This window comes from Rhizobium sp. NZLR10, from assembly GCF_019685125.1.
Classification (GTDB): Bacteria; Pseudomonadota; Alphaproteobacteria; order Rhizobiales; family Rhizobiaceae; genus Rhizobium.
The window spans coordinates 236,691-251,070 of the sequence record NZ_JABDWE010000001.1 but is presented as its reverse complement, the minus strand read 5'-3'; the positions used below and the strand labels follow the sequence as shown (position 1 = coordinate 251,070).

13 protein-coding genes are annotated in these 14,380 nt (G+C 62.3%); 11 read left to right on the top strand and 2 right to left on the bottom strand.

All coding sequences use genetic code 11. The annotated features are described in order from the left end of the window. Window positions 1-338: 338 nt before the first annotated feature. Window positions 339-773, top strand: coding sequence for a hypothetical protein (locus tag HJB82_RS01165; RefSeq protein ID WP_207584968.1), 435 nt, complete (start codon window positions 339-341; stop codon window positions 771-773). A 100-nt stretch (window positions 774-873) separates the two neighbouring features. On the opposite strand, the gene HJB82_RS01160 is transcribed toward HJB82_RS01165, so the two are convergent. Further along, a complete protein-coding gene (locus HJB82_RS01160; RefSeq protein ID WP_207584969.1) occupies window positions 874-1,776 on the bottom strand; it encodes a DMT family transporter in 903 nt (300 codons plus the stop codon). A 111-nt stretch (window positions 1,777-1,887) separates the two neighbouring features. On the opposite strand from HJB82_RS01160, the gene HJB82_RS01155 reads away from it, so the two are divergent. Beyond that, on the top strand, window positions 1,888-2,763 hold the full coding sequence (locus HJB82_RS01155) for a LysR substrate-binding domain-containing protein (RefSeq protein ID WP_207584970.1): 876 nt from the start codon (window positions 1,888-1,890) through the stop codon (window positions 2,761-2,763). Here the strand turns inward: HJB82_RS01155 and HJB82_RS01150 are convergent. Beyond that, the gene (locus HJB82_RS01150; RefSeq protein ID WP_221114928.1) at window positions 2,738-3,730 is read right to left on the bottom strand and encodes a GlxA family transcriptional regulator; all 993 of its coding nucleotides are present in this window, start codon (window positions 3,728-3,730) and stop codon (window positions 2,738-2,740) included. The two genes, HJB82_RS01155 and HJB82_RS01150, sit on opposite strands and share 26 nt — an antisense overlap. Window positions 3,731-3,835: 105 nt before the next feature. On the opposite strand from HJB82_RS01150, the gene HJB82_RS01145 reads away from it, so the two are divergent. From HJB82_RS01145 to HJB82_RS01105, 9 genes are all read left to right on the top strand, one after another. After that, window positions 3,836-4,738 (top strand): 3-keto-5-aminohexanoate cleavage protein, encoded by a 903-nt coding sequence (locus HJB82_RS01145; protein ID WP_207584972.1) that lies wholly within the window; start codon window positions 3,836-3,838, stop codon window positions 4,736-4,738. A gap of 7 nt (window positions 4,739-4,745) precedes the next feature. After that, window positions 4,746-6,236, top strand: coding sequence for a carnitine 3-dehydrogenase (locus tag HJB82_RS01140; protein ID WP_221114926.1), 1,491 nt, complete (start codon window positions 4,746-4,748; stop codon window positions 6,234-6,236). A gap of 9 nt (window positions 6,237-6,245) precedes the next feature. Beyond that, complete coding sequence (locus HJB82_RS01135; RefSeq protein ID WP_207584974.1) at window positions 6,246-7,406, top strand: acyl-CoA dehydrogenase family protein; 1,161 nt, start codon at window positions 6,246-6,248, stop codon at window positions 7,404-7,406. After that, window positions 7,318-8,325 (top strand): acetate--CoA ligase family protein, encoded by a 1,008-nt coding sequence (locus HJB82_RS01130; RefSeq protein ID WP_409201844.1) that lies wholly within the window; start codon window positions 7,318-7,320, stop codon window positions 8,323-8,325. The genes HJB82_RS01135 and HJB82_RS01130 overlap by 89 nt, the downstream gene beginning before the upstream one ends. 6 nt (window positions 8,326-8,331) lie before the next feature. After that, window positions 8,332-9,114, top strand: coding sequence for a carnitinyl-CoA dehydratase (locus HJB82_RS01125; RefSeq protein WP_221114923.1), 783 nt, complete (start codon window positions 8,332-8,334; stop codon window positions 9,112-9,114). A gap of 118 nt (window positions 9,115-9,232) precedes the next feature. Beyond that, on the top strand, window positions 9,233-10,822 hold the full coding sequence (locus HJB82_RS01120) for an ABC transporter substrate-binding protein (RefSeq protein ID WP_221131358.1): 1,590 nt from the start codon (window positions 9,233-9,235) through the stop codon (window positions 10,820-10,822). Window positions 10,823-10,911: 89 nt separating this feature from the next. Continuing rightward, window positions 10,912-11,919 (top strand): ABC transporter permease, encoded by a 1,008-nt coding sequence (locus tag HJB82_RS01115; RefSeq protein ID WP_207584978.1) that lies wholly within the window; start codon window positions 10,912-10,914, stop codon window positions 11,917-11,919. After that, on the top strand, window positions 11,916-12,743 hold the full coding sequence (locus HJB82_RS01110) for an ABC transporter permease (RefSeq protein ID WP_207584979.1): 828 nt from the start codon (window positions 11,916-11,918) through the stop codon (window positions 12,741-12,743). Before HJB82_RS01115 ends, HJB82_RS01110 begins: the two co-directional genes overlap by 4 nt. Continuing rightward, the gene (locus HJB82_RS01105) at window positions 12,736-14,367 is read left to right on the top strand and encodes an ABC transporter ATP-binding protein (RefSeq protein ID WP_221114921.1); all 1,632 of its coding nucleotides are present in this window, start codon (window positions 12,736-12,738) and stop codon (window positions 14,365-14,367) included. The genes HJB82_RS01110 and HJB82_RS01105 overlap by 8 nt, the downstream gene beginning before the upstream one ends. The last annotated feature ends 13 nt before the right edge of the window (window positions 14,368-14,380 follow it).

The window sequence follows — 14,380 nt, the reverse complement described above, 5'->3', positions numbered from 1 at the left end:
AAAAACGACATGGGTGCAATTCAAAGACGACGTCGGCGAAGCCGCGGCGGCATGCCGCTCCAGCGGATAAGTTGGCCCCTCGAATAGGGCGGTTTTCCGGATCGCTTCAGAAATTTGATCGTAGGCCTCTGATCAAATAGTTTGAGCATGATGTCGCCCACTGTCGAGCCTCAGTTTGTGCTCTGGAGCCTGATTTGGCTAATTGGCTGTCGCGCTGTGATCACATCTCCTCGGCCCGCGCAGATGACGTTTTCAATCGTGATTGGACATCGGCTTCGACCTGAGCCACGCTATTGTTGGGAGCGGACCATCTATTTTTGCGAAGATAGGAGGCCGGAATGGAACAGTATGCACTGGAGCAACTGAAAGCAGTTGCAAAGGTCAGCACGACCTGTAAGCGCCTTGAACTAACGCGGCGCGAACGCATTGAACGCTGGGCTGAATGTCTCGAACGCAGCCCCAGACCGTATCTTAGAACGCTTCACGAAACCGAATATCAGCCGATCGCAGATCGGTTTGCCTTGCGGGATGACGACACCCCGATCTCTGTTGCATTCGCTGATCCCATCCTGCGGGCGGCAGGAATGGAAAATGACAGCTATGGAGAGGCCAGACGGTTCTTCGAACTCAGCGACGAGCAGTTGCACGATGTTGTCTGCTTCTGCCATTTTGGTGAACGCGTCAGCGCGGCGACAGTCGCTCGTCGCGTGCGAAAGATGGCAGATCGCAGTCCAGGCGGTTTTTTCGCTCAGCTCCGTGCGTTCTTTGGCTAGCGGCCAGTAGCGCTACGCGCTGTCTGCTGGTTGTGAATGGTCAACCTATCGTTTTGGCACGCCTCGTTGCGTGGCGTCTCGTGTTGCGGCCACCTGACATCTAGTCACGTGACCACCGGCCCAGGTTGAAGTCGATCGCCGTGTGCCAGAACACGGCGCCGAGGATGATCGCCCCGCCGAAATAGGTGGCGACTGGCGGCTGCTCCGAAAACAGCAGCCAGACCCAGAAGGGCGTCAGCACGATTTCCATCGTGCCGATCAGCGCTGCCTCGGCCGGCGGCATCCGCTTCGCGCCGGCAAGGAATAGCACCAGCGCGAGGGAGAAGTTAGTCGCGCCGAAGGCGGCAAGGACGATCCAGTTGTGCAGGTCGAGTGAGCCGACCGAACCGAACGGCGCGAAGATGACGAGGGTCAGAAAAGCGCTGACGACAGTCGGCGGCAGGCTCGGCACGCCGGGATTGATACGCGGAATGATGATAACAAGCGCAAACGACGCGGTCATGCCGAGCGCCAGCAGGTCGCCCCAGCCGGTGCCCCCGCCGATCGACGAGGCGACGATGACCGCAACGCCGAAGAGCGAGACGCCGCCGGCAATCAGCGTCCGCCTGGCGACCCTCTCCTTGAGGATGAGCCAGCCGAACAAGGCTGCGATGAACGGCGTCGTAGCATAGATCATCGTCACATTGGCGACGGTGGTCATATAGAGCGCCCCGATGAAGCAGCCCTGACTGAAGGTCTGGCACGCGATCATCGCAAGTCCCGAGGGATGGAAAACGGAACGCCATTGCCGCCGCGAGATGCCCCCTTCGAGGAAAAGGCAGGGGATCAGCAGAAACAGGCCGCCGAACAACGACCGCCAGGCGATCGCCGTCCATACGTCGGTGGTCAGGAGCCGCGCGTAAACGCCGCTCGCACTCCAGGCGAGCGTCGCGGCAACGATGAGAAGCACACCCTTCTCGTGCTCGCTGCCTGCGAGGCGTGTGGTCGGATTTTCAATGGTCACGCAGATGGTCTCAAAGAAGGAAGTCGAACGCGATCCTGTTCTGCGCCGAGAATTGACATTCGACAAACGAATAGTAGAGATGGCAATCATCGATTTTTTCTATGGCTAGCAATGCACCAGCCGATCGAAAGCGACCTGTTGAGAACCTTCCTGGTCGTCGCCGAGACGTCGAACTTCTCCGTTGCTGCCCAGCGCATCGGGCGGACGCAATCGGCCGTCAGCACCCAGGTCAAGAGGCTCGAGGAGGCGATCGGCGAAAGTCTTTTCGAACGCGGCGCCCGCGGCGTGCTGCTCACTCGCCAGGGCATGCAACTGGTGCCTTATGCCCGCAGGGTGATCGATCTCCTGAACGAGGCCGCCGCGACGATCCGCAGCAAGCCTCTCGACGGGCCGGTGCGCATCGGAATTCCCGAGGAATACAGCCAGACGGTGCTGCCGGCCGCCCTTGCGGCTTTTGCCGTGCGCCATCCTGCGGTCGAGGTCACGGTGTCCTGCGACTACACGGTCCGCAACCTTGCCGCCCTGGAACGGGACGAACTCGATCTCGCCGTCGTTTTCGACTGGAGCGACCAGAACAAAGGCGAAGTCCTCTGCGTCGATCCGACAGTCTGGGTCACATCGATGGTTCACCGGCTGCACGACATCGATCCGCTGCCCGTTGCGACCTATCGCAACTCCACGTGGTCACGCGATTTTGCGCTCCGGTCGCTGGAGCAGATCGGCCGCAACTACCGGATCGCCTTCATCGCCGATACCGGCTCGGGGCTGAAGAATGCCGTGACCGCGGGCCTTGCCGTCACGACGCTTTCCCGCAGCAGCATCCCGCTCGGCTGCCGGGAGCTGACCGCCGAAGACGGTTTTCCGCCGGTCGATTCCTCGAAGGTCGTGCTTCGCCGGAGCACTTTCCGTTCCAGCGAAGCCGTACGGGAGCTTGCCGAAATGGTGCGCGAAGCCTTCCAGCCTATGGCGGCGCCGGCGATGGTGTGATGCGGCGGCGCAGTCGGCGCCTCGTCTCGGAGGGGCTCTCGGAGAAACTCGCCCGGTAGCTTCTCGCAAAGGCCGAAGCCGAATTGAAGCCGGTCGCTGCGGCGATGTCGGCGAAGGAGGCTGTCGTCTCGATCACCTTGCGGCGCGCTGCGTTCAGGCGTAGCGCCAAATAATGCACATGCGGCGGTGCGCCGATGCTCTGCTGGAAAAGATCCTGCAGATGCCGGGCGCTGATGCCCACCCTGCGGGCAAGCCGCGCGAGCACCAATGGTTGCTCGATATGCTCCTCCATCAGCCGCACCGCCTGCGTCACGCGGGAATCCTGCATGCGCAGTCCCGCCGAGGCCGCGGCAAGCGGCTCGTCCGCATGGAAAGACGGATGCTCGTAGCGGAACAGCCGGCTGACTTCGAGCGCCAGCGAATAGCCTTGCCGTTGCCTGATCACCTCCAGCATCAGATCGACGGTCGGAAGCGATCCCGATGTCGTCAGCCGCTTGCCGTCGATGACGAAACGATCCTTGACGGCCCGCACCTCAGGATAGGCCAGCGCAAAATCCTCATAGTCTTCCCAGTGAACGGTTGCCGACAGGCCGTCGAGCAGGCTTGCCTCGGCCAGCAGCCAGGTACCGGACTCGATGCCGGCGATTGTCGTACGGTAGCGGGCGGCCTGCGACAGCTGCATCTTCAGCGCCGGCGTCGCGCTGCGGCGCCAATTATAACTCGCAAGCACGAACAGCGGCGCCTCGTCCCGCGTCGCCTGGAATATCCCCTGGGCCGGGATGGCGATATCGCTGGTGGTCGGGACCGGCGCTCCATCCGGCGTCAGCAGCCGCCAGCGATAGAGTTCACTGCCGGCGATGCGGTTGGCGCCGCGCAGCGGCTCGATGACAGACGCGATCAGGATCAGGTTCGCATCCGGCAGGACGAGAAGGTCGATATCAAGCCGTTCAGTCGATCGCTGCAGCAAGGCCACCTCCCTGTTGTTCCGATAATGTATCGTTGAGTTCCGAGAATGCAAAGCATCTCCGCCGATCCTGTCGCGTAATGGTTGGTAAGACGGGGAGAAAAAAACATGCCTCTTGCGATGAACCGCGATGTTTTCATCACCTGCGCCGTCACCGGCGCCGGCGATACGATTTCCAGATCCAGCCATGTTCCCATTACTCCCAAGCAGATCGCCGCCTCCGCGATCGACGCCGCCAAGGCTGGGGCGGCTGTTGTTCACTGCCATGTCCGCGATCCTGAAACGGGGGCCGCCAGCCGCCGCAACGATCTCTATAGGGAAGTCACCGACCGCATCCGCTCGGCGGATATCGACGTCGTCCTCAATCTCACCGCCGGCATGGGCGGGGATATGATTTTCGGGGATGTCGAAAGCCCCCTTCCCCTCAATCCGAAGGGCACGGATATGGCAGGGGCCACCGAGCGCGTCAGCCATGTCGCCGAATGCCTGCCGGAGATCTGCACGCTCGACTGCGGCACCATGAATTTCAACCTTGGCGACTATGTCATGACCAACACGCCTGCCATGCTGCGGGCGATGGCGAAGAAGATGACGGATCTCGGCGTGCGGCCGGAGATCGAAGCTTTCGACACCGGCCATCTCTGGTTCGCCAAACAGCTTGCCGAGGAAGGCCTCATCGAAGACCCGGTGCTGATCCAGCTCTGCATGGGCATTCCGTGGGGCGCGCCCGACGATCTCAATACCTTCATGGCGATGGTCAACAACGTGCCCGATAGCTGGACCTTCTCGGCCTTCTCGATTGGCCGCAACGCCATGGCCTACCCGGCGGCAGCGGTTCTTGCCGGCGGCAATGTGCGCGTCGGCCTGGAAGACAACCTCTTCGTCGGCAAGGGCCAGCTCGCCACCAATGCGCAGCTCGTCGAAAAGGCCGTGCAGGTGGTCGAAGGCATGGGGGCGCGGATCATCGGCCCGGAAGACGTGCGCAAGAAACTCAAACTGACGAAGCGCTGAGGACGGCATGACAAGGATCAGCAAGGCGGCTTGTATCGGCGGCGGCGTCATCGGCGGCGGGTGGATCGCCCGTTTCCTGCTGGCCGGCATCGACGTTGATGTGTTCGACCCGCATCCGGAAGCGGGCCGCATCGTCGGCGAGGTGATCGCCAATGCCGAAAGAGCCTATGCCATGCTAACCGGCGCACCGCTGCCGCCGCGCGGCAGGCTTAGCTTCACCAAGACGCTAGAGGAAGCCGTCACAGATGCGGACTGGATCCAGGAAAGTGTGCCGGAAAGGCTCGATCTCAAGCGCCGCGTGCTGACCGAGATCGATGCCGTAGCGCGTCCGGATGCGCTGATCGGCTCTTCCACGTCAGGGCTGCTGCCAACCGATCTGCAGCGCGACATGAAGCATCCCGAACGCCTGTTCGTCGCTCACCCTTATAATCCCGTCTATCTGCTGCCGCTCGTCGAAATCGTCGGCGGAGAGAAGACCTCGGCGGCGACCATCCATGCGGCGATGGAAAAACTGGTCCCGATCGGCATGAAGGGCGTTCATATCGCCAAGGAGATCGAGGCCTTCGTCGGCGACCGGCTGCTCGAAGCACTCTGGCGCGAGGCCTTGTGGCTCATCCACGACGATATCTGCACCGTCGAGACGCTCGACGACGTCATCCGCTATTCCTTCGGCCTACGCTGGGCGCAGATGGGTCTGTTCCAGACCTACCGCATCGCCGGCGGCGAGGCCGGGATGCGCCACTTCCTCGCCCAGTTCGGTCCCTGCCTTGCCTGGCCCTGGACCAAGCTCACCGATGTCGTCGATCTCGACGATGCACTGATCGAAAAGATCGGCCGGCAATCCGACGAACAGGCGGCCGGTCTCTCGATCCGCGAACTCGAACGCATCCGCGACGAAAACCTCGTCGGCATCCTGCAGGCGCTGAAAGGCGGCGATGGCGGCAAGGGCTGGGGCGCCGGCAAGCTGCTGAAGGATTTCGAGCAATCGCTCTGGGCAGAAGGCGGCGGTGCGACCGCGTCTTTCGACCCATCGAAACCGCTGCGGCTCATCGAGGCAAAAGTCAGCCCCGCCTGGGTCGACTATAACGGCCATATGACCGAGCACCGCTACCTCCAGGTTTTCGGCGACACCTCCGACGCATTGCTGCGCCTCATCGGCGTCGATCTCGCTTATGTCGAGGCGGGGCAGAGCTATTACACGGTGGAAACCCACATCCGTCATCTCGGCGAGGCGAAGCTCGGCCAGGCAATCCATGCGACCTGCCGGATTCTGTCCGTCGACGAAAAGCGGCTGCATCTCTTCCATACTCTCTACGACACGGCGACGGACGAAGCTCTGGCAACCGCCGAGCACATGCTGCTGCACGTCGACAGCAAGGCCGGCAAGGCTGTGCCAGCGCCGGCCGCCCTGCTCGACAAGGCGAAGGCGATCGCGAACGCCCATGCGGCGTTGGCGCTGCCTGAAGGCGTCGGCCGCCACATCGGCCAGAAGCGCTAGAGGATCAACATGGATTTCGGTCTCAGCCAAGAACAGGAAATGATCGTCGAGACGGTCCGCACCTTCGTTGAAACCGAAATCTATCCGCATGAGAACGAGGTCGAGCGGACCGGCATCGTCCCGCCGGAACTCGGCCGCGATATCCAGCGCAAATGCGTCGATCTCGGCTTCTACGCCTGCAATTTCCCCGAGGAGGTCGGCGGCGCCGGCATCGACCATGTCACCTTCACGCTGGTCGAGCGCGAGCTCGGGCGCGGCTCGCTCGGGCTGACGGTTTTTTTCGGTCGGCCCTCGGGCATTCTGATGGCCTGCGAGGGCGAGCAGCGCGAGCGTTACCTGCTGCCCGCGGTGCGTGGCGAGAAGATCGACGCGCTTGCCATCACCGAGCCGGACGCCGGCTCTGATATGCGCGGCATGAAGTGTGCTGCCCGCCGCGACGGCGGCGATTTCGTCTTGAACGGCACGAAACATTTCATCTCCCATGCCGACGTCGCCGATTTCGTGATCGTCTTTGCCGCGACGGGCGAAGAGGAAACGCCGAAGGGCATCAAGAAGAAGATCACCGCTTTCCTGGTGGACCGCGGCACGCCGGGGTTTGAAATCCTGAAGGGCTACGATTCCGTTTCGCATCGCGGCTACCACAACTCGACGCTCAACTTCGCAGATTGCCGCATCCCCGAAGCCCAAGTGTTGGGCGAGGTGCATCGCGGCTTCGATATTGCCAATCAATGGCTTTACGGCACGCGGCTGACGGTTGCCGCCACCTGCGTCGGCCGGGCGCGGCGTGTCTTCGAGATGGCCCTGCCCTATGCCGCCGAGCGCAAACAGTTCGGCAGGCCGATCGGCGCCAATCAGGGCGTGTCGTTCAAGCTCGCCGATATGATCACCGAGATCGACGCGGCCGAATGGCTGACGCTTTCAGCCGCCTGGCGGCTCGATGCCGGCCTGTCGGCCGACCGGCAGATCGCTTCGGCCAAGCTCTACGCCTCCGAAATGCTGGCGAGGGTGACGGATGAGGCGATCCAGATCTTCGGCGGCATGGGGCTGATGGACGATCTGCCGCTTGCCCGCTTCTGGCGCGATGCCCGCGTCGAGCGCATCTGGGACGGCACATCGGAAATCCAGCGGCATATCATCAGCCGCGACCTGCTTCGGCCTCTGGGAGCATGAGCCGATGACAGCGAGCCCTCTCGACCGCCTGCTTAGACCGCAAACGATCGCCGTCTTCGGCGGCCGTGAGGCGCGCAGGGTGATCGAGCAGTGCGACCGCATGGGCTTTTCAGGCAAGATCTGGCCCGTCCATCCCAAACTCGACGAGGTGCTTGGACGGGCCTGCTATCGCTCGGTCTCCGATCTGCCGTCGGCGCCGGACGCCGCCTTCGTCGGCGTCAACAGGACGCTGACCGTCGAGATCGTGCGCAGCCTTTCTGCGGCCGGTGCCGGCGGCGCGGTCTGTTATGCCTCCGGCTTCAGCGAGGCGACCGGCGAACTCGGCGACGGCGCCGAGCTGCAGCAAGCCCTGCTGGAAGCGGCTGGCGATATGCCGATCGATGCCGGCGAACAGGCCGAACGGCTCGGTTTTCCCGTCGTCCTGAAGGCTCTCGGCATCGCTCACAAGACCGAGGCCGGGGCTGTCGCGCTCAACCTTAAGGATGTTGAAACGGTTTCGAACGCGGCGGCGGCCATGCCGCTAAATGCCGGTTATCTCGTCGAGAAGATGATCGATCCGCCGGTCGCCGAGCTCATTGTCGGCGCCGTCCGCGACCCTGTCTTCGGATTGTCGCTCACGCTCGGAGCGGGAGGAATCCTCGTTGAATTGCTTGAGGATTCGGTCATTCTTCCGCTTCCCGCGACGAAAACCGAGATTTACGCGGCGATTTCTCGTCTCAAACTTGCAAAATTGATCTATGGCTATCGCGGGCGGCCAAAAGGCGATCTCGACGCCGCGGTCGTCGCTATCGCAGCAGCGGCAGATTATGTCGTAACGAACGCGGCATGGCTGGAGGAACTGGACATTAATCCATTGATGGTTCTTCCCGAAGGGCAAGGCGTTGCAGCAGTCGATGCGCTGATACGGCGGAGGAGGTAGCATAGGTTGAGCGACCAAATTCGCGTACGACATGACGGCGGCATCCTCGAAGTCGTCATCGACCGGCCGAAGGCGAACGCCATCGACCTGGCGACCAGCCGTGCTCTGGGATTGATCTTCCGGGATTTCCGCGACGATTCTGAATTGCGTGTCGCCATCGTCTCGGGCGCGGGCGAGAAGTTCTTTTGCGCCGGCTGGGACCTCAAGGCGGGTGCATCAGGCGATGCGGTCGACGGCGATTATGGCGTCGGCGGCTTCGGCGGGCTGCAGGAGCTGCGCGATCTCAACAAGCCCGTCATCTGTGCGGTCAACGGCATCTGTTGCGGCGGCGGACTGGAGATCGCGCTCTCAGCCGACCTGATCATCGCCGCCGAACATGCGACCTTCGCGCTGCCGGAAATCCGCTCCGGTACGGTTGCCGATGCGGCCTCGATCAAGCTGCCGAAACGCATTCCCTACCATATCGCCATGGACATGCTTTTGACCGGACGCTGGCTCGACGTTCACGAGGCGCATCGCTGGGGTTTCGTCAACGAGGTCTTGCCGGCCGAGCGGCTGATGGAGAGAGCCTGGGAGCTTGCCCGCCTGCTCGCGAGCGGGCCGCCGCTCGTCTATGCGGCCATCAAGGAAATCGTGCGCGATGCGGAGGGTTCGACGTTCCAGACTGCCATGAACAAGGTCACCAAGCGGCAGTTTGCAACGGTCGACAGGCTCTATTCGAGCCAAGACCAATTGGAAGGCGCGCGGGCCTTCGCCGAGAAGCGAAACCCTATCTGGAAAGGACAATAACGAGGCGGCGGCAACCGCAATGTTTTCCCGCATGATGCGGGCACCGAAGGCGGAGAGGAAACCGCCTGCGGATCTGCCCGGAAGTTCTGTCAACGCACAATAAAGAAGGAACTGGGGAATGAACGACTATACCAAAGTTCTCGCAAGCCGCGTCACCGCAGGCGGGCTCAGCCGCCGCGAATTCATGGGACGCGCCATGGCGGCAGGCATCACACTTGCCGTCGCCGACAAGCTCTTCACCGAGAGTGCCGAAGCCGCCGAACCGAAACGCGGCGGCCACCTGAAGCTCGGCCTCGAAGGGGGGGCGGCCACCGATTCCAAGGATCCGGCGAAATTCCTGTCGCAGTTCATGTTCTGCGTCGGCCGCTGCTGGGGTGACATGCTGGTCGAATCCGACCCGCTGACCGGTGCCGCCGTACCGGCGCTCGCCGAATCCTGGGAGCCGTCGAAGGACGCGGTGACCTGGACCTTCAAGATCCGCAAGGGTGTCAAGTTCCACGATGGCAAGGAACTCACGATCGACGACGTCGTTGCGACGCTGAAGCGCCACACCGATAAAAAGTCGGAATCCGGCGCGCTCGGTGTTCTCGGGTCGATCAAGGAGGTCAAGGCTGACGGCGGCAATCTCGTGCTGACGCTGAGCGAAGGCAATGCCGACATGCCGTTGCTGCTGTCCGATTACCATCTGGTCATCCAGCCGAACGGCGGCGTCGACGATCCGCTCGCCTCGATCGGCACCGGTCCCTATAAGCTGACGAGCTTCGAGGCCGGCGTTCGCGCCACCTTCGAAAAGAACAAGGACGACTGGCGCAGCGACCGGGGTTATGTCGATTCGATCGAAGTGATCGGCATGAATGACGCGACCGCCCGCATCGCGGCCCTGTCGTCCGGCCAGGTGCACTATATCAACCGCGTCGACCCGAAGACGGTCAACCTCTTGAAACGCGCCCCCAACGTCGAGATCCTCTCGACCGCCGGCCGCGGCCATTACGTCTTCATCATGCACTGCGACAAGGCGCCGTTCGACAATAACGACCTGCGCTTGGCCCTCAAATACGCCATGGACCGCGAAACCATGGTGCAGAAGATCCTCGGCGGTTACGGCAAGGTCGGCAACGACTTTCCGATCAACAGCACCTATGCGCTATTCCCCGAGGGCATCGAGCAGCGCGTTTACGATCCCGACAAGGCCGCCTTCCACTACAAGAAATCGGGCCATAGCGGCTCGGTCCTCTTGCGCACCTCGGAAGTCGCTTTCCCCGGCGGCGTCGATGCGGCCGTCCTCTATCAGGAAAGTTGCAAGAAGGCCGGGATCGAGATCGAGGTGAAGCGCGAACCGGGCGACGGCTACTGGACCAACGTCTGGAACGTCCAGCCCTTCTCGACCTCCTACTGGGGTGGCCGGCCGACGCAGGACCAGATGTATTCCACCGCCTATCTCTCGACGGCGGATTGGAACGACACCAAGTTCAAGCGTCCCGACTTCGACAAACTGCTGCTACAGGCCCGCTCCGAACTGGATGAAGCCAAGCGCAAGGACATGTACCGCGCCATGGCGATGATGGTGCGCGACGAAGGCGGGGTGATTCTGCCGATGTTCAACGACTTCGTGAACGCCTCCACCAAGCAGGTGAAGGGTTATGTCCACGACATCGGCAACGACATGTCGAACGGTTATGTCGCAACCCGCGTCTGGCTGGACGCCTGAGGGGCGCAACGCCCTTTGATCTCCGACGAAGCCGGGACCGCGGGATGAAACCTGCGGTCCCTCCTGACGTTTTACGAGAGGCCTTCGCCATGACCAATCCAGTCCCGAGCAATATCTTGCCGGGCTTGAGGTTCCGGCAGCGTTTTCCGCTGCTCGCCCTCATCCTCGAGCGCTTCGTGCTCAGCATCGTGCTGCTTTTCGCCGTTTCCATCCTGATTTTCGGCGGGCTCGAAGCCCTGCCCGGCGATTTTGCCACCACCTATCTCGGCCAGTCGGCCACACCGCAGGCTGTCGCCAATATTCGTCAGGATCTCGGGCTGAACCGTCCGGTCACGACGCGCTACGTCGAATGGCTCGGCAACGCCGTTCAAGGGAACTTCGGCACATCCTGGGCCAGCAAAAATTCGGTGAGCGAGCAGATCGGCAAGCGCCTTGGCAATTCGCTCTTCCTGGCGGGTTTCGCCGCGGTGATATCAGTGCCGCTCGCCGTCGGCCTCGGCATGTTCTCGGTGCATTTCCGCAACCGGCTGCCGGACAAGATCATCAATGTGATCTCGCTTGCGGCGATCTCGCTGCCGGAATTCTTCATCGGCTATCTGCTCATCCTCTTCTTCGCGGTGAACCTCGGCATCGCCACCTTTCCGGCGACGGTCTATGACAGCATGGGCTTCGTCGAGCGGTTGAAGGCGATCGCCTTACCGACGGCCACCCTGGTGCTCGTCGTGCTCGCCCACATGATGCGGATGACGCGGGCCGCCATCCTCTCGGTGATGTCTTCCGCCTATATGGAGACCGCCGAGCTGAAAGGCCTCAGCGCCTTCCGCTCGATCGTCAAGCACGCGGCGCCCAATGCGCTGGCGCCGATCATCAACGTCGTCGCGCTGAACCTCGCCTATCTCGTCGTCGGCGTCGTCGTTGTCGAAGTGGTCTTCGTCTATCCCGGCATGGGGCAATATATGGTCGATGCGGTCACCGTGCGCGACATGCCGGTCGTGCAAGCCTGCGGCCTGATCTTCGCGGCGGTCTACATCTTCCTCAATATGACGGCCGATATCCTCGCGATCGTCGCCAATCCCCGGCTGAGGCATCCGCGATGAGATTGAGAGACATCCCCATCACCGCCTGGATCGGCATCACCGGCATCGCCATCGCCTTCATCTTTGCGCTCTTTGCACCTTGGCTCGCCCCCTATGGCGAGACGCAGGTCGTCGGCGACGTCTGGCAACTGCCGGATGATCACTATATCTTCGGCCTCGACAACCTCGGCCGCGACATCTTCTCGCGGCTGATCTACGGCGCGCGCACGACACTGCTGGTCTCATCCGCGGCCACCATCATCTCCTTCTCGCTCGGTATCATCCTGAGCTTCACCGCCGCGGTTTCGCGCGGCATCATCGACACGGTGTTCTCGCGCTTCAACGATCTGATGATGTCGATCCCGACGCTGATCTTTGCGCTGGTGGTTCTTGCGGTCCTGCCGCAGAACATCATCGTCCTGATCCTGGTGATGGCGATCCTCGATTCCACCCGCGTTTATCGCCTCGGCCGCGCCGTGGCGCTCGATGTCGCGGTGATGGAATTCGTCGAGGCGGCCAAGCTACGCGGCGAAGGCAGGCTCTGGATCATCTTCCGCGAAATCCTGCCGAACACGCTGTCGCCTCTGCTTGCCGAGTTCGGGCTGCGCTTCGCCTTCTCGATCCTGTTCCTCTCGACGCTTTCCTTCCTCGGCCTCGGCATTCAGCCGCCGGCGGCCGATTGGGGCGGCATGGTCAAGGACAACAAGGACGGCATCATCTTCGGCATCTCCGCCGCGCTGGTGCCGGGCACGGCGATCGCCGTGCTTGCCGTCTGCGTCAACCTCGTGGTCGACTGGCTCCTGAAACGTACATCCAGCCTCAAGGGAGGGCGCGGCGATGCCTGAGCTTCTTTCCGTTCGCAATCTGAAGATCGAAGCAACCAGCTATCCCCCCGGCGAACCGCCCAAGCGGGTGACGATCGTCGACGGCGTTTCCTTCGACCTGCAGAAGGGCAAGGTTCTGGGCCTGATCGGTGAATCGGGCGCCGGCAAGTCGACGATCGGCCTTGCGGCGCTGGCCTATGGCCGGGGTGGCGCCGAAATCACCGGCGGCGAGGTACGGCTCGACGGCGCCGATATCCTGCCACTCGGCAAGAACGGCATCCGAAAAATTCGTGGCGCCCGGGTCTGCTACGTCGCGCAATCGGCCGCCGCCGCCTTCAATCCGGCGCACCGGCTTGGCGATCAGGTGATCGAAGCGTCGCTCAAACATGGGTTGATGATCAGGGAGGAGGCGCGCAAACGGGCGCTTTATCTGTTCCGGGTCTTGGGCCTTCCCAATCCTGAAACCTTCGGTGAGCGCTTCGCCCATCAGGTCTCCGGCGGCCAATTGCAGCGGGCGATGACGGCGATGGCGCTCTGTTCCAACCCCGAACTCATCGTTTTCGACGAGCCGACCACAGCCCTTGACGTCACCACGCAGATCGACGTGCTGGCGGCAATCAAACATGCCATCGAGGAAACGCACACGGCCGCCCTCTACATCACCCACGACCTTGCCGTCGTTGCCCAGATATCCGACGACATCATGGTGCTGCGCCACGGCAGGCAGGTGGAATATGGCAGCGTCCAGCAGATCATCGAGGCGCCGCGGGAAGAGTATACGCGCGCGCTCGTCAATGTCAGGCAGGCCTATCGCGAGGAGGCCGCCGACCAGTCTGCCGCACTTCTCAAGGTGGAAAATGTCAGCGCCGAATATTCCAACGGCTTCAAGGTGCTGCATGATGTCTCGCTGCACGTGCCGAAGGGGCAGACGCTCGCCATCGTCGGCGAATCCGGTTCGGGCAAATCATCCTTGGCGCGCGTCATTACCGGCCTGTTGCCGCCAAGCGGCGGCCGCATCGTCTTTGGCGGCAAACCGCTGATGCCCCACCTCAAGAGCCGGCCGAACGACGACCTCAGGCGCATTCAGCTGATCTACCAGATGGCTGATACGGCGATGAACCCGCGGCAGACGGTCCGTGACATCATCGGCCGCCCGCTGACCTTCTATTATGGTCTGAGAGGTGCTGAGAAAACCGCCCGGGTGAAGGAATTGCTCGACCAGATCGAGATGAGCAACGGCTTCATCGATCGCTATCCGGCCGAACTGTCCGGTGGACAGAAGCAGCGCGTGGCGATCGCCAGAGCCCTTGCCGCCAAGCCCGAACTCATCCTCTGCGATGAGCCGACTTCGGCGCTCGACCCGCTGGTGGCGGAGGGTATCCTCAAGCTGCTGCTCCGCCTACAGGAAGAAGAGCAGCTGTCCTATGTCTTCATCACCCACGACATCGCGATCGTCCGGGCAATCGCCGACAGCGTGGCGGTGATGCATCGCGGCAGGCTGGTGCGCTTCGGCCCGAAATCGACAGCGCTTTCACCGCCCTTCGACGACTACACCGATCTGCTTTTGAAATCCGTGCCGGAAATGGAAATCGGCTGGCTGGAACGTGTGCTTGCGACGCGACGCATGGAGAGCGCCGGCCATTGAATGGGCCGATCAC